17 protein-coding genes are annotated in these 20,380 nt (G+C 33.7%); 1 reads left to right on the top strand and 16 read right to left on the bottom strand.

What is annotated here, in order from left to right:
• Positions 1 to 49 precede the first annotated feature (49 nt).
• A complete protein-coding gene (locus CFK40_RS04045) occupies positions 50 to 1,660 on the top strand; it encodes an ABC transporter substrate-binding protein (protein ID WP_089530821.1) in 1,611 nt (536 codons plus the stop codon).
• Positions 1,661 to 1,847: 187 nt separating this feature from the next.
• On the opposite strand, the gene CFK40_RS04040 is transcribed toward CFK40_RS04045, so the two are convergent.
• From CFK40_RS04040 to CFK40_RS03965, 16 genes are all read right to left on the bottom strand, one after another.
• A complete protein-coding gene (locus CFK40_RS04040; protein ID WP_089530819.1) occupies positions 1,848 to 2,768 on the bottom strand; it encodes an LCP family glycopolymer transferase in 921 nt (306 codons plus the stop codon).
• Between the two features lie 21 nt (positions 2,769 to 2,789).
• Positions 2,790 to 3,938 (bottom strand): aminotransferase class I/II-fold pyridoxal phosphate-dependent enzyme, encoded by a 1,149-nt coding sequence (locus CFK40_RS04035; RefSeq protein WP_089530817.1) that lies wholly within the window; start codon positions 3,936 to 3,938, stop codon positions 2,790 to 2,792.
• Positions 3,931 to 4,575, bottom strand: a complete 645-nt coding sequence (locus tag CFK40_RS04030) for an acetyltransferase (RefSeq protein ID WP_089530815.1) — start codon at positions 4,573 to 4,575, stop codon at positions 3,931 to 3,933. The genes CFK40_RS04035 and CFK40_RS04030 overlap by 8 nt, the downstream gene beginning before the upstream one ends.
• A complete protein-coding gene (locus tag CFK40_RS04025; RefSeq protein ID WP_089534281.1) occupies positions 4,568 to 5,182 on the bottom strand; it encodes a sugar transferase in 615 nt (204 codons plus the stop codon). The genes CFK40_RS04030 and CFK40_RS04025 overlap by 8 nt, the downstream gene beginning before the upstream one ends.
• 204 nt (positions 5,183 to 5,386) lie before the next feature.
• Positions 5,387 to 6,130, bottom strand: a complete 744-nt coding sequence (locus tag CFK40_RS04020; protein ID WP_089530813.1) for a 7-cyano-7-deazaguanine synthase — start codon at positions 6,128 to 6,130, stop codon at positions 5,387 to 5,389.
• Positions 6,131 to 6,234: 104 nt separating this feature from the next.
• A complete protein-coding gene (locus tag CFK40_RS04015) occupies positions 6,235 to 8,001 on the bottom strand; it encodes an asparagine synthase-related protein (RefSeq protein WP_089530811.1) in 1,767 nt (588 codons plus the stop codon).
• Between the two features lie 393 nt (positions 8,002 to 8,394).
• Positions 8,395 to 9,693 carry a lipopolysaccharide biosynthesis protein gene (locus tag CFK40_RS04010; protein ID WP_089530809.1) on the bottom strand — a complete coding sequence of 433 codons (1,299 nt, stop codon included), beginning with the start codon at positions 9,691 to 9,693 and terminating at the stop codon, positions 8,395 to 8,397.
• Positions 9,694 to 9,855: 162 nt separating this feature from the next.
• A complete protein-coding gene (locus CFK40_RS04005; RefSeq protein ID WP_089530807.1) occupies positions 9,856 to 11,136 on the bottom strand; it encodes an O-antigen polymerase in 1,281 nt (426 codons plus the stop codon).
• On the bottom strand, positions 11,126 to 12,271 hold the full coding sequence (locus CFK40_RS04000; RefSeq protein ID WP_089530805.1) for a glycosyltransferase family 4 protein: 1,146 nt from the start codon (positions 12,269 to 12,271) through the stop codon (positions 11,126 to 11,128). The genes CFK40_RS04005 and CFK40_RS04000 overlap by 11 nt, the downstream gene beginning before the upstream one ends.
• A 148-nt stretch (positions 12,272 to 12,419) precedes the next feature.
• Positions 12,420 to 13,730: a nucleotide sugar dehydrogenase gene (locus CFK40_RS03995; RefSeq protein ID WP_089530803.1), complete on the bottom strand. Its 1,311-nt coding sequence runs from the start codon at positions 13,728 to 13,730 to the stop codon at positions 12,420 to 12,422.
• 5 nt (positions 13,731 to 13,735) lie between these two features.
• Positions 13,736 to 14,902, bottom strand: a complete 1,167-nt coding sequence (locus CFK40_RS03990) for a glycosyltransferase family 4 protein (RefSeq protein ID WP_089530801.1) — start codon at positions 14,900 to 14,902, stop codon at positions 13,736 to 13,738.
• 96 nt (positions 14,903 to 14,998) lie between these two features.
• Positions 14,999 to 16,822: a polysaccharide biosynthesis protein gene (locus CFK40_RS03985; protein WP_089530799.1), complete on the bottom strand. Its 1,824-nt coding sequence runs from the start codon at positions 16,820 to 16,822 to the stop codon at positions 14,999 to 15,001.
• A gap of 171 nt (positions 16,823 to 16,993) precedes the next feature.
• On the bottom strand, positions 16,994 to 17,653 hold the full coding sequence (locus CFK40_RS03980; RefSeq protein WP_089530797.1) for a response regulator: 660 nt from the start codon (positions 17,651 to 17,653) through the stop codon (positions 16,994 to 16,996).
• A 180-nt stretch (positions 17,654 to 17,833) separates the two neighbouring features.
• On the bottom strand, positions 17,834 to 18,598 hold the full coding sequence (locus CFK40_RS03975; protein WP_089530795.1) for a tyrosine-protein phosphatase: 765 nt from the start codon (positions 18,596 to 18,598) through the stop codon (positions 17,834 to 17,836).
• A gap of 238 nt (positions 18,599 to 18,836) precedes the next feature.
• Entirely contained in the window at positions 18,837 to 19,535 is a 699-nt protein-coding gene (locus CFK40_RS03970) for a CpsD/CapB family tyrosine-protein kinase (RefSeq protein WP_089530793.1), read from the bottom strand.
• A complete protein-coding gene (locus tag CFK40_RS03965) occupies positions 19,510 to 20,277 on the bottom strand; it encodes a YveK family protein (RefSeq protein WP_089530791.1) in 768 nt (255 codons plus the stop codon). Before CFK40_RS03965 ends, CFK40_RS03970 begins: the two co-directional genes overlap by 26 nt.
• Positions 20,278 to 20,380 lie beyond the last annotated feature (103 nt).

The following is a 20,380-nucleotide window of genomic DNA, read 5'->3' as shown; positions in this document are numbered from 1 at the left end:
TAAACAACTGGTTCATTATATGAATCAAAAATAATAAGGAGGAGTTTTTATGCATAGTCTAGCATTAAGAAAGTTATTTTTTATTTTCATTCTTTTATCAACTGCATTTATTATTAGTGCTTGTTCATCAGATTCCAAATCGGAAACGGGCACTACAGATGACACTGCAAGTTCGGAGGTTCCTAAAGATGGAGGTGTATTGGATGTTGGACTTTCTTCAAATCCAAACACGTTAGACCCTATAAAATATACGGGTGCTTACGAGTCACAGATTATACGGCAAATCGGGGATACTCTATTAGTTTATAATAAGGATTTGAGTGGTTTTAAACCATCGATTGCTACAAAATGGGAAGTATCTGAAGATATGAAATCCTATACTTTCACGTTAAGGGATGATGTATATTTCCAACCAGGGAAATACCAGGATGGTCGACAAATGACTGCTGAAGATGTGAAATTTAGTTTGGAGCGCTCAGCCAAAAAATCGGCTTTAAATCGTTTGAGTGGTGTTGATAGTATTGAGGTTACTGGAGAATTCAAAGTAACTCTTCATCTTAATGAACCAAATGCGGCTTTACTAGCAATGTTAACAGACGCGGGAAACATTATTATTCCAAAAGAAGGGGTTGAAGGATGGGGAGAGCAATTTGGAGCACACCTTATTGGTACAGGCCCATTTCAACTTAAGGATTGGCAAACAGACCAGGCAGTTGAACTTGTAAGACATGATAAATATTGGGGAGAAAAACCGCACCTTGATGGTGTAACATTTAAAATTATTTCAGATCCTACTATGATGGCAAATGCAATTCGTTCAGGTGATATCGATATTGCAACAGATATAAAAGGACAAAATAGGGCTGTAATTGAAAAAGATAAAAATTTGAAGTTACTTTCAAAATCTGGTCTGTCACTCACATATATTGATTTAAATAACATAGAGGGACCTACTGCAGATCCAAAAGTACGCGAGGCTATTTATAAAGCAACAAATGTTGAAAAAATAGTTAAAGGTGTAAATCAATGGGGTGGTGCATCAGTATCCTATATGCCATTACCAAAGGAATCATGGGGTTATAGCAAGGATCTTGAAAAGTTAAAACCTGAATATAATCCAAAAGAAGCAAAAGAAATTTTGGCTGAAACAGATTATGCAGATGGATTCAAAACAGAACTTTATGTTCTTGAAAAACGTTCACCTTATGCGGTCATATTCCAAAATCAAATGAAAGAAAACTTGAATATTGATGTAGAGATTAAAGTAGCTGAATGGGGAACTCTCAGTGAAATTGCAGCAAAGGGTAAAGCACCTATGTATATTGGAGGATGGTCCTGGTATCCAGATCCATATTTTTTCCTAAACCAGACGTTCCATTCCGATCAAATTGGCTCACTGGGTAATGGTAGAGGATACTCTAACGAAAAAGTGGACAAGCTGCTCGATCAAGCAAATACAAAAACAGTCGATCAAGATGAAAGAGCTAAGCTATATCAAGAAGCAATAAAAATTGCGATGGGTGACTTTTCCAGAATTGAATTAGATAATTTGGATATAACAGCAGCAATTACCAAAAATGTAAAAGGTTTTGAAGTATCAGCTGATGGATCCATTAATATTGTCAAACCCAATGGTACAAACGTTTGGTTAAATGAATAAAGTCTTCATTAAATAATAAGCGTCAAATAGTTCCGAATCCTGATTTTGGGATAAGGGATTATTTGTCGCTTATTAAGTCTTTTTTTATTACCTCAATCAATAAGAACAGTCGGTGACCAAGCCGCAGATGGTCTAATTTTCCTACATCTTTCGTAAACACAAGTAGCGAAACATAAGCCACCAACCTTTACGATTTCACTTCTGCTATCATCCCATGCACTTTCTCAACTTCACTATCTGGCACTTGGAGATAATAGGTACCGTCAATCGTAGTACCATTACCCTTCATCATGTAACTAACAACATTCTCTCTTGTACCCTTATAACCGCTCAATAATTTTTTCATATCATCAAAGTCTAAGTTAGTGGTCATATTGTTACCTAGAACATCAATAACACCATTAATTTTACTTACTGATGCAACGCTTGCACCTTTATTAACTATCCCTTGAATCACTTGACGTTGACGGGCCGTACGACCAAAATCACCTGCAGGATCCTGCTTACGCATCTGGACAAAATGCATGGTTTTATCTCCGTCCATTGTTGTAGGTCCTTTTGTAAAATTGTACTTTCCATCCTGCCATGCGATCTTATTATCTATTGTGATTGTTCCTAATTGGTCAACCAAAGCATCTAACCCCTGCATATTCATGCGGACAAAATAATCAAGTTCAATATCCAGGAAGTTTTCCACAGTTGCTACAGACATATCTGCGCCACCATATGCATAGGCATGATTTATTTTATCATTAAAGCCTTTACCAACTATCATCGTTCTCGTATCACGAGGGATACTGACAATTTGCATTTTGTTGTTTTCAGGATCTAATGACATGACCATCAAAGCATCTGAACGACCACGGTCATTCGCCCTTGCATCTACACCGAGTAATAATATGTTAAGCGGTTTTGTTGCCTTCATCTTTTTTGCTGTCAATGTATGATCAATAGATTTTACTGGTTCATGCATTTTTTCATTCACTGTATCTTTAGCGTTGTCATATATTGAATAAACATATACCCCTACTCCAACTAGAATTATCAATACGATAGCTAACGGTACTTTAAACCATAGTTTTTTAGGTTTTCGCTCAGAACGTTTCATGGAAACCTCCTTAATTTCTAACTACTTCTTCAACAAACTCTTTATCTCATCTATCACCATATCTTGCTGCTCATCACTCATATTCGACCCACTAGGCAAGCACAACCCATATTCAAACAGTCTATCAGAAACGCTATTACCTTCTTCGTGCGGATAATACTTCACACCATCAAAAAGCGGTTGCATGTGCATTGGCTTCCAAACTGGACGCGCCTCGATATTCTTGTTATTTAATGCTTCAATAATCTCTTCCCTTGAGATACCAGCCTGCTCAGGATCGACAGTTAGAGCCGTTAGCCATCTATTAGACTTAGTACCTTCTAATTCTGGCATAAAATCAAATCCAGGTTGATCAGCGAATGCTTCCCTATACTTCTCAAATATAGCCCGGCGTTTCGCCACACGATCATCTAAAACTTCCAACTGTGCACGTCCAATTCCAGCAACAATGTTACTCATACGATAATTATAACCAATTTCACTATGCTGATAATGCACAGCAGCATCACGAGCTTGTGTTGCCAGGAATCTAGATTTCTTCAATGCTTCCTTGTCATTGGATACGAGCGCACCGCCACCAGATGTGGTAATGATCTTATTTCCATTAAAAGAAAAGACACCAAATCTGCCGAATGTACCACTTTTCTTACCTTTATATGTACTACCCAATGATTCTGCTGCATCCTCGATAACTGGTACACCAAATGCATCACATATTTCCACCAATTCATCCATCTTCGCACTCTGGCCATATAGATTAACAACAATCACGGCTTTCGGAAGTTTTCCATCTGCCTTAGCTTCACTTAACGCACGTTCTAATGCCAACGGTGACATATTCCACGTATCCATTTCTGAATCTATCAATACCGGTGTAGCACCTTGATACAAAATTGGATTTGCACTAGCTACAAAAGTTAATGATGAACAGAAAACTGTATCATCTAAATCAACGTGTAAGAGTCTTAATGCCAAATGAATAGCTGCAGTTCCAGAAACAACTACAGCCGCATCGTTAATAGCGTTATAATCTGCGAGTTCACGTTCCAATCCATCCACATTATTGCCAAGTGGTGCAATCCAGTTTAAATCAAAAGCTTCTTGTATATATTTTTGTTCGTTTCCACTCATATGTGGGGATGAGAGGAAGATTCGTTTGTTATTACTCATTAACTTCATCGCCCTTTGTTAAAATTTCTCTAGCTGGCACTCCAACTACAGTAACATTACCACTAATATCATTCACTACAACAGCACCAGCGCCAATAGTAGTCCAACTGCCAATGCTTTTCAAAGGAATAACAACGGCTCCCGATCCGATATGTGTACCTTCTCCCACACTCACTACACCAGATAGGGTAGCACTCGGAGAAACATGGACATAATCGTCTAAATTATTATCGTGCTCCACCACTGCATTTGTGTTAACAATACAGTGGTTTCCAATTATAGTATCAGCATTTATAACTGCATTTGGCATAACAACTGTCCCGTAACCAATTTTAGCAAACTTACTAATAATAGCGCTAGGGTGAACTAACTTCACGTATCGCTCAATAGGCATATTAAATCTATCAAATAAGTTTTTTCGCACAACATTATTACCAATTGCTATACAGAACTTGTACCTTTCTATATTTAAACTATCTAACAAACTAGTATTAGCATGTATAATTCCATCTGCTTCATTTGTTTCATCAAAAGCATCATCGACTATTGCATATAAATCTAGATCGGTATTCGCAGCTACAATATCCTGAACAACTTTACTATGACCACCGGCACCTATTATAATTAGATCAGTCATTTCCAGAAACCTTCATTTCCGATGTACCTTTAAATTTCTCCATCGTAGCCTGTCCATCTTGATTAATGCCTTCAGACTTAAAAACTTTCAATACCGTCAAGAAAAGTATTTTAATATCCAACCAAAATGATTGATTATCCACATACCAAACATCTAACTCAAACTTTTCTTCCCAGCTAATAGTATTTCTCCCGTTAACTTGCGCCCATCCAGTGATACCTGGTCTTACTTCATGACGGCGAGCTTGCTCAGCAGTGTATAATGGTAAATATTCCATTAATAATGGGCGAGGACCTACTAGGCTTATGTCACCCTTAAGTGCGTTAAAGAGCTGAGGAAGTTCATCTAAGCTTAATTTGCGAATAAAAGCACCAAGCTTAGTTAATCGAATATGGTCTGGGAGCAATCCTCCGTTCTCATCTTTATGGTCTGTCATGGTTCGAAATTTATATACAAAGAAGGACTTTCCATTCCGCCCTGGGCGTTCTTGTTTAAATATAACTGGTGAGCCTAATTTATATCTAATTAAAACTGCAGTAATTACTATAAATACTGAAAAAAATATAAGAGCTATTATCGCAACAAAGAGATCGAAGAATCTTTTAATTTTTATCACCTTCTCTAAACTTAATAATAATCATAATATTTCTATTTAATATAAAAAAATAAAAAGTATTAGTAACCAAAAAAAGCTAACCGATTCTATTAAAAATCAACCTTATGATGGAATACAATGGGTATAATAAAATCTAACTTCGAATAAGATATAGATACAAAAAAGTAGTCTTTCACCATTTATCTTATGAACTGTTTACCTTAAAAAATTTAATCTCTTTTTTAATCCACTATACTTAGAGTTAATTTTTCTATTTAACAACATTAATAAGGTTACATTCGAAACTCTTCTACCCAAACCCTCTTGACGTGTATATTTGCAAGGATTGCACATCCCACAAGGTTTATCATTAAAGGGCCAATGACAAAACCAAGTAACTTCCATTATATGCCCAAACCCGCTTTCTTTCGATTTTCTTTCCATATCCAGCTTAGTCATATCTAGCAAAGGAAAGTTATAATAAGAGAATATTTTCAAGTTATCATCTGAAGGATTACTTTTAACCTTATAAAAACTATCATCAATTTCTTCTACTTTTACAACTTCCTTCTCAATAATTCTTTGAAGATTGTCATCTAAATGTACTCCAAGTTCAAGATCGTTAATTCCCAATGAATCGACATATCGTGCTAACCAGTCATGTTGAGAACCAATAAAAGAATGTGTTAAAATTTTTTTGAAGTTGCTTGTTATCTTCTCATTTTTTGGTATATTTGCTAAATCAATTGTAACAGTATCTAACACTCTGTTCTTAGAGGTAGGATCCATTTTATAAATTAATGCCTTAATATTTTCCATTGTTTTTATTTCCATACCAGTTGATTTTCTTTCTGTGTCAAAAACATAATATGGCTGTACAACTTTCTTTTTATTTAAAACTAAATCAAGTAGTCTATATGTGGAATCCCACCCACCAGTCCATAAAATCTTGTTAATCATAATAACCTCCTGAAGGTAAGTATTTATCTCTTAAATACAAATAACACATTTTTTATCACAATAATATTAGTAATCAAAGGATAAAATTACTTAACAGCTTGCATCTAAATTGTCTTATTATGTAAATAATATAAGACCTGCAATAAATTCATACGCTGTTTTTTATTAAGATTTCCTTCACTAAAAAGTTTTCCAACATCCTTGTCAACAAAAACATTTTTTAGTCCTTTAAGTCCATCTGAATATTCACTTATAGCTTGCTGCCAAGCGGAACTTTTCATAACTACATTCCATTCAGCCCACGAACCTTGATTACGTTTTATTAATCCAGTTCTACGGCCTACCTGCTGATAAAACCACACAATAAATTGTGGAAGACTATTGATATACCAAGGGAAGTAAGGATAACGCCCATCACTATTCATCAGCCATTTTGTAGGTTCTAATAGTGGCTTTACGGTGTTATGAAACAGTTTACGGTTAAGTTTCCAACTTTGCGGAACTATAGCACTTAATTTTACTACTTCTTTTGCCATAAATGGTTCATAACTTCGAAAAAGCCTACGATTACCGTGAAGGTTTGGAATACTACTATTCATTGAAGTTGGCCATAGTTCAAACCATTCTTCAGCAGATTCACTACGAAAACTAGACACATATTGCAAATGAGCTTGTCTTCGTTTGGTTAATTCTAACAAAACTTCGTCAGTAAAAGCACTATTTTCTAGTTTTATACCTGGCGAATAATTCCGATCCTTAATATGTGGTAAGAAAGGAAAAAGCCCTTGACCACCAACTTTTTTTATTCGTGATCCCTTGAATAAGGCATCAGAAAATAACCCCCCGAAAACAGCGGAATATTCATTAAGTTTACATCTTTTATGAAATACAAAAGTATGTACGTTTGCATATTGCGAATCACTACCTACTAAATCAGAACAAGCTGGTAATATTTCCAAATAATGTGTTTTGCTTCTTGTTGCTAAGTTAAAGCTTGCACCATACGTTTCAGCAGCTCTTTTAGCTAACTTTCCCTCTATATTCATATGATCCAAAAATATAAATGCATCTCGTGTGCATTCATATGGTAATAGAGCCGAAAGTAAACGAGAGTCCTCGCCCCCACTAATAAATTGTGCAACGTGGGACATACTTTTGGTAATCTTATTCACATAATTTTGCAACCCATCCCTTAAATCGTCAGATGCTTGGTCAATTGATTCATATACAATTTTCTCTTCAGGAGTCCAATAAGCTTTTGATTGTAATTGGTTTGAACCCCGTTGTATAGTATGCACAGTAGCTGGCTCAATCTGCCTAAGATGAGTGTAAGATGTATAGGGGAAAGTTACGACACTATGCAGAATAAAGTCAGCTTTCGAAACTAAGTCAATTTCGTCTTGTTGATCAGATAATCTTGCTAACATATCAACATGGGTTGATAATATCAAGTTTGATGAATCTACATAAGTAAATACTGGAATAAAGGACATTAAATCAGTTACACAAGTAACATTCCAAGTAACCTTGTTTATAAGCAATATTACGAATGGACCACTTAAATCTTCATCCCATTGTATAATATTATTAACCCAGCGTTCATAAATTGCTTGGGTTCCTGTCACACCAGAATCGTTCACTAAAAATTCATTATCCTGGAAGCCTAAGACTGGCCCTCCGATTACAATACAAATATGATCTATTGTTTCAAATGGTTGAAATCCATTGTATAGATTATAACTCACTGCTAAAGAACCCCAGTCACCATGCATCTCTTTAACTATAGGTCTATCCTGATGATAAATTGACTGAATCTCTTTTGTTAACTTCCCCCTCGTTATCGATTTTTTAGAAAAAATAAAGTCACTCATATTTTCCGCCACCTGTTTTTCTCAAGATTTAATGAATCTTCACTATTTAAACGGGCTCAAAAAAAAGGACAGTCCAATAGTCTGTTCAATGTGAGGGGATATCCAGTAGTCAAATCACCACTATTAATTGGTTTAACACCAACTAATAATATCGTACCTACACTCTATGTAAGACTTCTAATCTATCTTCATCTACCTTCTTATCCATAAAAAATAGCAAAGAAGCTAATTAATTTATTTCATAATAATAAATATTAAGGATGAATATTACTTTCATTTATTCTACTTGTAATACTTTAGTAAACTATCAACCGGAAATAAAATGAACTATTGTTTTGCAAATACTATATTAGATTTAAATTTAAATAGGAAAGATAGTACATTATCGTTAATTTATTTTATGTCTCCGTATTGATTATCATAGTTTTTACTTATGCGAATTGTAATTAATATTAGACATATATTAAGTATAGCGCCCGACACACCAAAGAAAGCAATAGCAACCAAATCACTTGCAAATACATAATAACCAATTGCTAAAACAGTAACTCGTATTATTAACATTAATAAAGTAAAAATTAAATGAAAAGCCTGCGCCGACAGAACAGGTAAGGCTCTAACACATGGTTTATTCATAAATCCGAAAAAGTACCAGAGTGCAATCCATCTCGCATACTCCCCTGCAATCACCCAATTTTCCCCAAACACGAAACTGAAAAGCCAAGGTCCAAAGATGATTACCAGTCCAAAAGGGATTATGCCTATTGCTCCAAGTGCTATGGTGGCCTTGGTAATTAAATTAGATAGATTTTCATGATTTTTTGCTGCTTCAGAAATTCGAGGATAAAATACATCCCCTACTGATTTACCGATGAGTTGTGATGGCGCCCCCAGTACAGTCTTGCCAAGTGTATAAAAACCCGCTGAAGCAGGTCCAAAAAAACTTGTTAATAATAAAATTGGAAGGCTTTGGGAAGCTGCATTTAAGAAGACTTCAGGAGCCCTAAATAGCGGGAAGTCCCTATACTTTTTTGCCAACTTTTTTAAAGAAACAGGCTTATAAGTAGTCTTACTCCCTTTACTTTGGGATTTTCTTACTCCTATAAATAGCATAAATGCCTTCAGAGCTTGGCCAGCAGTACTTAGAGTCACAAGTATTATCGACATTGGATAAAACAACCCGACTCCTACTATACTACTTTGTAAAAGCAATGCATGCAAGCTTGTTACTCTTGCTGTTATACCAAACTGTTTGTTGCGTATTAGCCATTGTTGAACTACTTGAAGGACGCCGGAAAACAAAACAACTAAAGGGACTAAATATAAAAATGGGCTAATTTCTTCTATCTGTAATAACCTTGCTAGTGGCCTATTGAATAATATTAAAATCAATGTTGCTACTACAGTAACTATTAATGTAATGTATAAGGCAAGACGAACTAGACCTTTTGCGTTTGCATCACTTTTGGGTAATACTATAGCAATAGGATAAGTCAAAGCCGCAACCGGTCCTATAATTCCTACCATCGCCATGAATACACCAAGAACACCAAAAGATTCAGGTCCATACATACGAGTTATAATAGGAGAGAACGCCATTGTAATGATCTGTGCTGCAGCTGTTCCAGTAGCCATTATAAAAACATTACGAACAAACGGCTTCCTACTTAAACTTACAAGTTTATCTTTCATTATATACTCCTTAAAGCTTTAATTTTAAACACACTCGTTATATCTATACACTTCTTAAACATTCCATTCCCAATCAACCAATAATTTAATTTTTATAAAAAATATTAAGTAATTAGTATATGTTTTGTTCAAATATCTTTTCAAGGCAGTTTGTTACATAATTTATTTTTTTTGGTACCGTTTATAATCTATATTTCCTTTATCGGATGGAATGAAAAAGAAGCCGAACAATAATAAAAACAATAATCCATGTGTAAATAATAAAGTCTCAATAAATGCAGTATTTATAACATAAAGGAAACTAAAAACAATACCAAAATACGAAGGGGAAAGATTCAATTGTTTAATAACATATATTAAAAACACAAATATAATAGAGGAAAAGATTACACCTAATGTTCCAAAACTCAAAAAACCCTCAGTAAAAACACCTACATTTGCTGATAAATTTTCACGCCCGAGAACACTTTGTCCAATAAAGTGTGGAATAAAAACATCATATTCATTTACTCCTAGTATTTCAGCAATACTTGAATGTTTAAAGAATGTATAGTTCTCGTAAAAATAATCATAATACACTTGAAATAATTTTGCAGGTGTTAAAAATATTCTTCTAATATAATCCGCTATCAGATAAGATCCAGATAATGAATATTGAAACAAAGATACGGTGAAAGTTATAAATAAGGCAATAAGAAACCTTGAATTTTTTTTGTTATAACTTCCCCCTAGAAAAAATATGGCTGCTATAAAACCTATAAGAATACTTTTCAGAGCACCATTCAATAAAAAAATCATAATAATACTTAAAGTTGAAAAGATAGTTAGGAACCATTTTTTATTATTAACTGAATATATAAATAAAAAAGGTAACAAAACCCTTGATAAAGGGGAGAAAATATATCCCATTAGAAAGTTTGAGCTATTACTTTCTGACTGTCTAGTCTCATAAATATCAATGAATAAAAGGTTTTTCAAATTTATAGAATTTATATTTTGGAAATAAGGTGCAATTAATATTACAGTTAAAAATAGCAGAAAAATATAAGTATAAAAATCCTTTAAATCTACTTTAATTTTATTAAATTTATTTACCTTATCATTATTGAATTTATCAACAGTAAAAAGAAAAAGCATTGGTGAGGCCATATACAAAACTAAGATAAAATCAGAGTCGTTATATATGTAAAATATTGCTTGCCCAAAAAATAATAAGGTCAAGGAAATATTATAAATAATACTATAAAAGTTATTTCTTATAAATATTCCTAAAGCAATCAATAATATAACCATTACAGTTGCAATGAAGAGTTTACTAACTGAAAAATATTGAATTTGAAACCCTAGGTAATCAAAATGAAATGCAATTATATATTTATAATTAACTATTAGAGTGATGTATATTAATAATAATAAAAAGCTTCTTTTAATACTACTCTTCAATTTCTTTATCCTTCCGATATAAATTTTTAATTTCCCCAGTAATATAATCCCATTTGAATTCTGCTGCTCTACTTATACAGTTATACGAAATCACTTCGTAATTTTCCATTATTTTTAATAATACATTACATAACATGTTTATATCTTTAGGATCAATAGAGTAACCTACTTCACCATCTTCAAAAAAACCATCAATCCCTTGTCCCATGGAATAAACAACTGGTAAACCTCTAGTCATTGCCTCAATATACACTAATCCGAATGTTTCATAGTGAGATGGCATTACATATACATCACACTCATCCATAATCCTTGCAATTCTAACTTTATCGTTAATAAAACCATAGAATTTGATATTATTTTCAATTCTTAGCCGTTTAGTTAGTACTTTTAAACGATGCTCTAATGGACCACTACCAATTATATGCAGGCTAATTTTATAGCCTTTTTCATAAAGTTGGTAACAAGCTCTGATTATCATTTCAATGTTTTTATTCTTATTTAAAAGTCCTATAAATAATAATTTTATATCCTGTGTCTTCCTCATTTCTTTTTTATAAATCCCATTTTCGTGCCAAAAATCATTAATACCATTTGGGATCACATGGAATTTTTCTTCAACTTCTTCCAGGACCTTTTTTGGTAGTAACGAAATAATATTGTCTCTATACGCGTGCGATATAAAAACAATTGAACTAGCACTTTTTAAAACCTTATAAATATATGGTCTAAGGTGTATTGCATATTTAAAAAATATATTAATATCGGTATTTCTTACAGTTACCGTGTAATCAATTCCAAATTTTTGATTTAGTTTATATGCTGTACCGCCATCACTATATAAGGTATGAGCATGGATAAAATCAAGCTTAAATTCAATTTCGACAGACTTTTCTATGTCTATAAATTGTTTTTTGATCTTATTAAAGAAAAGCAACCTATCCTTTTTTCTTAAAACATTATTATAATAATACTTTATATTAATGTCTTTTGATAATTGATTTTTGCCAATTAGTTTTTCATCTCGTACAGGAATATAGACATCTTGTTCTATATTTTTATATGACAGATTTTCAACCATGTTCATGTACAATTTATTTCCAGTATAATAAGAACATATATGTAACACTTTCATTAAACCACCTACAAATTTATTAAAATTAAAAACTCGGTAACATATATATTTTACTGTGCTAGGGAAATTACATTTAGCATTTCTTATCTATTGTAAATAGTTAATTAGAGTCATGGATTATGAAATTCAAAGTTACATTACTAGAATTCTATAAACTCCAGTATGAATAACCTCTTGATTCAAATTGTAACTTATTCAAAACACCTTTAACATCAACCAGGACTCTATTTTCAGCATAAAGACCATCAAAATAATCGGAAGTATAATAGCTATAAAACTCTTTATGAGGAACCGCTAAAACCACAGCATTCACTTTAGTAACATCTTCTTTATCAACTAAGTCTATTTTATATTGAGCTTTTACCTCAATATTATTTGCGATAGGATCATGTACCAGAACATTTACTCCATAATCTTTAAGCTCCTCTACAATATCTATTACCTTTGTATTTCTTACATCCGATACATTTTCTTTAAAAGTAATACCAAATATAGCAACTTTTGACCCTTTAACTGGTTGACCAGATTGAATAATTTGTTTTATAACATTAGTAGCAATGTATTTTCCCATTTCATCGTTTATTTTTCTTCCAGACAGTATAATCTGAGAATGATAACCTAATTGCTCAGCTTTATAGGTGAAGTAGTAAGGATCAACCCCAATACAATGCCCTCCTACTAAACCAGGTTGAAATTTAAGGAAATTCCATTTTGTTCCAGCAGCTTCCAAAACATCATTTGTATTTATATTCATTTTATTAAATACCATGGAAAGCTCATTCATAAATGCAATATTAATATCTCTTTGTGAGTTTTCTATTACTTTTGCTGCTTCTGCTACCTTAATAGTTGGGGCTTTATGTATCCCCGCTTCAATAATAGAATCATATACTTCAAAGATTACTTTAAGTGATTCTTCGTCTGATCCAGAAACAATCTTCTTTATTTTAGTTAATGTGTTTACTTTATCTCCTGGATTAATTCTTTCTGGTGAGTAACCCACTTTGAAATCTTCACTAAACTGTAAGCCTGAATATTCCTCAAGAATAGGAATACATATTTCTTCCGTGGTTCCAGGGTATACCGTTGATTCATAAACCACAATCGATCCCTTAGAAAGATTTTTTGCCACAGTCTTACTCGCTTCTATTATTGGCGTTAAATTTGGTGTTTTGTCAGAGTTTATTGGAGTAGGCACAGAAACAATATGAAATCTACAATTTTTTAATTCTTTCTGATTGTTAGTCAAGAGAATTGTAGATTCTTTCGCCGCTTCGTCACCAACTTCTTGTGTAACATCTATCCCCTTTTTGTAAGCCTCTATTTTCTCTATATTTGTATCAAATCCAACAACATCATACTTTTTTGCGAGTTCTATGGCTAATGGAAAGCCAACATAACCTAACCCAATCACAGAAACCTTTTCTTCTTTATCTTTTATTTTTGAAAACATACTCATGCTCCTTATATTTCATTAATAATATTTAATAATTTTTCTTTAGCTATTAAATCTGAGAACTTTTCTTCTGCTAACAATCTAGAATTATTACCTATTTCCTTTTTTAAATAAATATTATGTTTTATCTCTAAGATTGAATTTGCCATAGATTCTGGTGTTATATCGGATCTCCCGGCTTTTTTATTTTCTAAGATGTCTTTTTGCCATCCACCATAGTTTATTAATATAGGTAGCCCTGATGCTAGAAAGTCAAAGAATTTATTAGCACTGTTATCTTCTAAAATTTTATATTTATTATCTACGCTCATAATTCCTATATCAGATTGTTTTATAATGTTTACTATCTCATTTTTTGGTAGTGCATCCTTTATTTTTACATTAGAGATATTTTCATTTTCTACTCTATTTATTAAATGTGGTTTTCTATTACCTTCCCCTATTAGTAAAAAAACGATTTCTTTGTCAATTTCATTAACCTTTTTAGCCACATCTAAAATAAAATCAAGTCCATTAACATGGCCCATTGTTCCTGGATGTATACATGTAAATTTATTATCTATATCAAAATTACTAAACTCTAGTTCTTCCTTGTCGTATAGATATAGATTTGAAAAATTTTCTATTACAGTAATTTTATTTGGACTTACTCCTTTATTAATTAAATTACTTCTCATTCCAGTTGACAACACAATGATATGATCAGAATTTTTATAAATCCATAATTCAAATCTTTTTAAAGCTTTTATAATAACCTTATTATTAATATAACCTAGTTCAATTGGTACATCCGGCCAAACGTCCCGTACCTCGAACAGTAATTTCTTTCGTTTAACTTTTGATAAAAAAACGGCTGGGAAACCTATTGTAAGGGGAGTAGATGTTGCATATATAATATCTAAGTTTTTTAATTGAAGCCCCTTTATTATTGCCTTAATAATATAACTAACAAATGATAAGATTCTTCTCCATTTAGACATCTTATTATTGTATTTCGTATTTGTAGAAATCACAGTAAAGTTATCATTATTTTCATCTGTACTTTGTTCTGTTCCGGTAATTATATTTATATCATTATTGTTATCAGACAAATACTTCGCAAATTCATATGATCTAGTCCCGCCACTAGATGAATTAGTTTGAAAATATTGGTGTAGATAAAGTACTTTTTTCATAAGTTAACCTCTAATCCTTAATATAAATCTAACAAGTAAAATCTATCGAGCATCGATACTGTAATAATAAAAAATCTATCTTGCGTTTTTTTAGAATTAGCTTTCAATCGCCATCAGTGTTTTCTCCATGTAAACAATCTTCATCAACTCATCCTTAAGTGCAACAGTAGAGTACCCATCAAATCTATCAATCAAATAAAGTAGCACATCCGGATCCACTTCCACAGTCCGACCAACATAAATCTTCTCATAGACCTCACCAGGAAGAACCTCATCCGCGCCTAACAATTCCTCAAACATTTTTTCTCCAGGTCTAATACCTGTAGACTTGATTGGAATCTCATCTTCAGTGTAACCAGATAAATTGATAAGATTTTTAGCCAAATCAACAATTTTCACAGGCTCACCCATATCAAGAACAAATATCTCTCCACCCTTTGCAAGTGTTCCAGCTTGGATAACCAGCCGTGATGCTTCCGGTATTGTCATGAAATAGCGTGTCATAGCTGGATCTGTAATTGTTATCGGTCCACCGCGTTGAATTTGTTTCTTAAACAATGGAATAACACTTCCACGACTTCCTAGCACATTACCAAATCGCACAGCTACAAAATTCGTCTTACTTCGTGGGTTTAAATCTTGGATAACCATTTCTGCAACACGTTTTGTAGCACCCATCACGTTTGTTGGGTTAACCGCCTTATCGGATGATATAAGTACGAATGTATCAACACCAATTGTATCCGCAGCTTCAGCCACATTTTTTGTACCGATGATATTGTTCTTAACAGCTTCGTGTGGATTAAATTCCATTAATGGTACATGCTTATGTGCTGCGGCATGATAAATAATTGTTGGTTGATGTTTTTCGACAATACCAAACACACGCTCACGATCCTGTACATCCCCGATAACTGGAATGATTTCGATATCCATCTCAGCATATTTTTCTTTAAGCTCCATATCAATCGAATAAATACTAAATTCACCATGTCCAACCAAGACAATTTTCTGTGGTGTAAAACGCATTAATTGCCGACATAATTCTGATCCAATCGAACCACCTGCGCCAGTTACCATTACAGTATTGCCTGTGACATATTCGGATATGGTATTAATATCAAGTTCCACAGGTTCACGTCCAAGCAGATCTTCTACTTCGACATTTTTCAGCTGACTGACTGATACTTTTCCAGTCATTAAATCCTCGATTTTCGGGATCATTTGTGTCTTTGCATTTGTTTTATTACATTCCACGACAAGTTTATTCAATGCCCCGTTACGTAATGATGGAATGGCAATTACGATATGTTCAATGTTATGATTTTTAACAACTGTTTCTATGTCCTTCGCTTGTCCTAAAACGGGTAAGTTATATAATTGCATTTTCTGTTTGGAAAGATCATCATCAATAAACGCTACTGGTAATAGTTCAGAGTTGTTTTGATTCTTCAATTGCCTAACAATCATTGCACCAGCTGATCCGGCACCAATAATCAATGTACGCTTTTTGTTTTCTGCATTATTCATAATTTGATCACGATACACACGCCAAATAAATCGTGATCCTCCGATTAAGATAATATGCAACATCCATGTAACAACAAGTGCACGTCTATATATAGCAAAATCATTTACGAGGTATTGAACAATTCCTGCAGCAATAATAGAAAAAGTAATTGCTTTAACAATAGCAGTAAGTTCACCTACACTGGCGTATGACCAAACTTTATTATATAAATTGTAAACAATAGCAAAAATGTGATGGAATACAAGCAGTGCAATAGAGCTAATGATAAGTGCTGGCATATTAAAAACGGGTGTATAGGGATACACAATCCAAGAAGCAATAAATATAGCTGTACTAACTATGATTGAGTCCATGAGAACAAGTAATATTAGACGAGTACGGTATGTCACAATTTCAACCCCTTTCCAAATGCAAATAAAACACTAGTGAACGACTACCTACATACTATTAAATAACCATTCACTAGTATTTTATTTCCTTGAAATAGTATATTTATATTTTCACATACTTTGTTACAATTTGTAAGTCTTTTTACGTATATTTTACAATAATCGACATTACTATCTATTCCTATCTAGTAAGCCATCTAAATATTCAATGACTTCCACCCTATTACGCATATCCAATTCACTGTATATATCACTAATATAATTCTTGATAGTCCCTACATTCAGGTATAACTTCTGTGCAATTACTTTATTGCTATAACCTTCCATCAACAAATAGGCGATATCAATTTCTCGGCATGAAAATTGTATATTTCGATGTTCTAAATGCTGGGCCAGTATTTGTTTTTTATTAAACTGTAGGTCTTTCTTGGCTAAGATTTTAGCTACATCACCTGATAACACAACTTGTCCATTATACGCATCACGCACGGCACGAATTAAATTTTCTGCATAGAGGCTTATTAATAGGAAGCCATCTGCTCCTACATTCAATCCGTTTATAACTAAATCCTCATCTACCGTAGTAGTTAATAGAATCACCTTGATAGCTGGATACCGTTCTTTGACTCCGAGCGTCATCTTAATGCCTTCTATATGACGCAAGTGCACATCAATTAAAACGACATCAATGTGTTGCTCGTTTATTTTATGGATAGCATCTTTATGGTTTGTAGCAACCGCAGTAACCTGTAAATCGACTTCCCGATTTATAACGGCTTGTATACCTTCACTAAATAAACGTTGGTCCTCGATTAACAACACATTGATCATAGCCATAACTCCCTTTGAAAGTTTATGGAAACAGTTTACCCACCACATGAAGGAAACATTACCTGTCTTACAGTTTTCATTATATCTAAAGGCCTAGACGAGTTTATGTACACCCTCCATTTATCCTGTAACTAGATAAAAGAGGGTCGTAGGAAGTCATAACTATTTATTCTATGTTGCTTAAAAGATCCCCATGAACTTTTTCTTTTTAACCATAGAAGGTTCCATCTTATTAACATTTTGGTTATCTGCAAGTAGTTGACAGTTTTCCATAAACAAATAAAACGTATCAGCCCCAAATTCACTACGTAGTTCTTGATAGGCATCCTTCATGCAAAACCCGCGCGTTGTCGTGTTATGGGCATCAGATGCAATGAAATGGGTCAAGTTAGCGTCTACTAATTGCTTCGAGAACTTTTGAATACTTTTCCCAAACTTACCTATTAAACTAGCAGCAGTAACCTGAGTCAATGCGCCTTTACGTACAAAGTCATAAAGTTTTGCTGGATTTTGAACGAGTTCTGAGTTTCTCTCGGGGTGTACGATAACCGGTGTGTAACCAGAAACTTGTAGATCAAACAGCATCTGCTTTGCATAACGAGGAACACTACTTGATGGAAATTCTACAAACATGTATTTGGTATGATTAAGCGATAATAATTCGCTTTTTTCAATATCATCAATCATATCACCATTAATTCGGATCTCTTGACCAGCTAATAGTGTTAAAGGCACATCTTCATTCACAAGAAGTTCGCTTAATACTTCCACACTTTTCACAATACTGCCTTTTGTGTTTTCGTATTTACCATTCTTATGATGTGGGGTTGCAATAATCGTATGGATGCCTTGCTGAACTGCTTCACGTGCCATCGCTAAACTGTCAGCCTCGGTAACGGCACCGTCATCGATTCCAGGTAGTATATGGCAATGAATATCTATCATAGTCGTCACATCCTTGTACATATTATTTCTAGAAATTATAGCAGAATTCGACGTGTATTAATAGTACGTTTCGACACTATCATCCCACTAACCTTCATAGGTCAAAGGACTCATTCACTTACTATATCAAACTAGCAGTATAATTACTATCATAAAATTGTCATATTAACGACAAAAAAGTCATATCTTGTTTTTTTATTAAAAAACTCCTTACCAGACAAGATAAGGAGTAGATTTGTTAATTTACACCATAGTAATAATAGTAATTGGAAGCTTTCTTTTCCCGGTCATTTAGGATAGCACCTAACAATTTTGCTTTCGCAGGTTCTAATGCTTCTTTTGCCTTGATTGCTGCTTCGTTTTCCGTATTATTGCTTCGAATGACCAGTAACGATCCATCAACAATGTTAGCTAGTATTTGTGCATCTGTAACAGCAAGTACTGGTGGTGTATCGAAAATAATAAGGTCATATAGAAGGCTAGCTTCGTGTATTAATGTTCTCATTTTTCTAGATCCTAGTAATTCAGACGGATTTGGCGGAATTGGACCACATGGAATAATATCCAAATTATCAACATCCGTTGTAGATGTTGAATCTTCTAGGCTACCCTCACCTACTAAGATGTTACTTAACCCGTGTAGATTATCTAAACGAAAGGTGTAATGAACAGTAGGTTTACGCATATCCGCATCAATTAGGAGAACTTTTTTCCCTTGTTGTGCGTAAACAACTGCCAAGTTAGCTGTTGTAATTGATTTACCTGCACCAGGTCCCGGCGAGGTAACGAGCATTGTTTTAAGTTCATCATCAACGGAAGCAAACTGTAAATTTGTTCGAATTGTACGGTACTGCTCGGAAATTGGTGAGCGTGGATTAAGTTTTGTAATTAGATGTCTTATTTTACTTGTTTTAGACTGATCTTTTTTGCGTGCCATTATTATATCCACCTCGCTTCACTTGCTTTGATTGTATCTCCATATGTTCTCCCCGAACATCATTGTCATTGATATGGGTGATAACACCTAATACAGGGATATCAAGAACCTTTTCCATGTCATCTTCTGTCGTAATCGTGTTATCCAAATACTCAAGTAGAAACGCAAGACCAACACCAACCATCGCACCAAGTACAATCGCGATTGCAATGTTTAATAGCGGGTTTGGACTCACTTGGCTTGGATTCTCAGCAAGTTCCGCTTCTGCAAGAATACTTACATTATCAACACTCATAATATCTGGAATTTTTTCCTGGAATGTTTCTACTGTAGTGTTGGCAATTTTAACTGCAGTTTCAGGGTTGGTGTCTGTTGCGGTAACAGTAACTACTTGTGAGCTTTCCTCACTTGCTACTTGTAATTTTGATTTTAAAGCGCCTGCTGTATATGGTAAATCTAATTCATTGACAACATCATCTAAGATTGCAGGACTCTTAATAATAATATTATAGGTATTAATAAGTTGGATGTTTGTCTGTATATCATTCACACCATATTCAACTGCTGGATCCTTTTTTTCTTGGCTTACAATAAATTGTGTACTAGCTTGATAGGTAGGTGTCAAAACGAAATAGCTGACCAACGCCGCTATCAATGCTGCGCCTACTATTAGTGAAATGATTAGTAAAAGACGCTTTTTAATAACCCCAAATATTTCCTTGAGGGAAATAGTTTCTTCCATAGTGTAAAGACCTCCATTAACTTTCTCATTGATGATTATTTATATATTTTTTTATAATTCTATATCTATATCGACAATACAATCGAAATTATAACACATTTAG

Source organism: Virgibacillus necropolis (assembly GCF_002224365.1).
GTDB classification, from domain to species: domain Bacteria; phylum Bacillota; class Bacilli; order Bacillales; family Amphibacillaceae; genus Virgibacillus_F; species Virgibacillus_F necropolis.
The sequence above is the reverse complement of the archived record's forward strand: the minus strand, read 5'-3'. Positions and strand labels throughout refer to the sequence as shown.

Excerpts from the sequence above, each read along its gene's own strand:
- CFK40_RS04000 (WP_089530805.1), bottom strand. The coding sequence starts at position 12,271 with ATGAAAGTGTTACATATATGTTCTTATTATACTGGAAATAAATTGTAC.
- CFK40_RS03975 (WP_089530795.1), bottom strand. The coding sequence starts at position 18,598 with ATGATAGATATTCATTGCCATATACTACCTGGAATCGATGACGGTGCC.
- CFK40_RS04040 (WP_089530819.1), bottom strand. The coding sequence starts at position 2,768 with ATGAAACGTTCTGAGCGAAAACCTAAAAAACTATGGTTTAAAGTACCG.
- CFK40_RS03990 (WP_089530801.1), bottom strand. The coding sequence starts at position 14,902 with ATGAAAAAAGTACTTTATCTACACCAATATTTTCAAACTAATTCATCT.
- CFK40_RS04045 (WP_089530821.1), top strand. The coding sequence starts at position 50 with ATGCATAGTCTAGCATTAAGAAAGTTATTTTTTATTTTCATTCTTTTA.
- CFK40_RS04020 (WP_089530813.1), bottom strand. The coding sequence starts at position 6,130 with ATGATTAACAAGATTTTATGGACTGGTGGGTGGGATTCCACATATAGA.
- CFK40_RS03965 (WP_089530791.1), bottom strand. The coding sequence starts at position 20,277 with ATGGAAGAAACTATTTCCCTCAAGGAAATATTTGGGGTTATTAAAAAG.
- CFK40_RS03980 (WP_089530797.1), bottom strand. The coding sequence starts at position 17,653 with ATGATCAATGTGTTGTTAATCGAGGACCAACGTTTATTTAGTGAAGGT.
- CFK40_RS04015 (WP_089530811.1), bottom strand. The coding sequence starts at position 8,001 with ATGAGTGACTTTATTTTTTCTAAAAAATCGATAACGAGGGGGAAGTTA.
- CFK40_RS04035 (WP_089530817.1), bottom strand. The coding sequence starts at position 3,938 with ATGAGTAATAACAAACGAATCTTCCTCTCATCCCCACATATGAGTGGA.
- CFK40_RS03970 (WP_089530793.1), bottom strand. The coding sequence starts at position 19,535 with ATGGCACGCAAAAAAGATCAGTCTAAAACAAGTAAAATAAGACATCTA.
- CFK40_RS04030 (WP_089530815.1), bottom strand. The coding sequence starts at position 4,575 with ATGACTGATCTAATTATAATAGGTGCCGGTGGTCATAGTAAAGTTGTT.
- CFK40_RS03995 (WP_089530803.1), bottom strand. The coding sequence starts at position 13,730 with ATGAGTATGTTTTCAAAAATAAAAGATAAAGAAGAAAAGGTTTCTGTG.
- CFK40_RS04010 (WP_089530809.1), bottom strand. The coding sequence starts at position 9,693 with ATGAAAGATAAACTTGTAAGTTTAAGTAGGAAGCCGTTTGTTCGTAAT.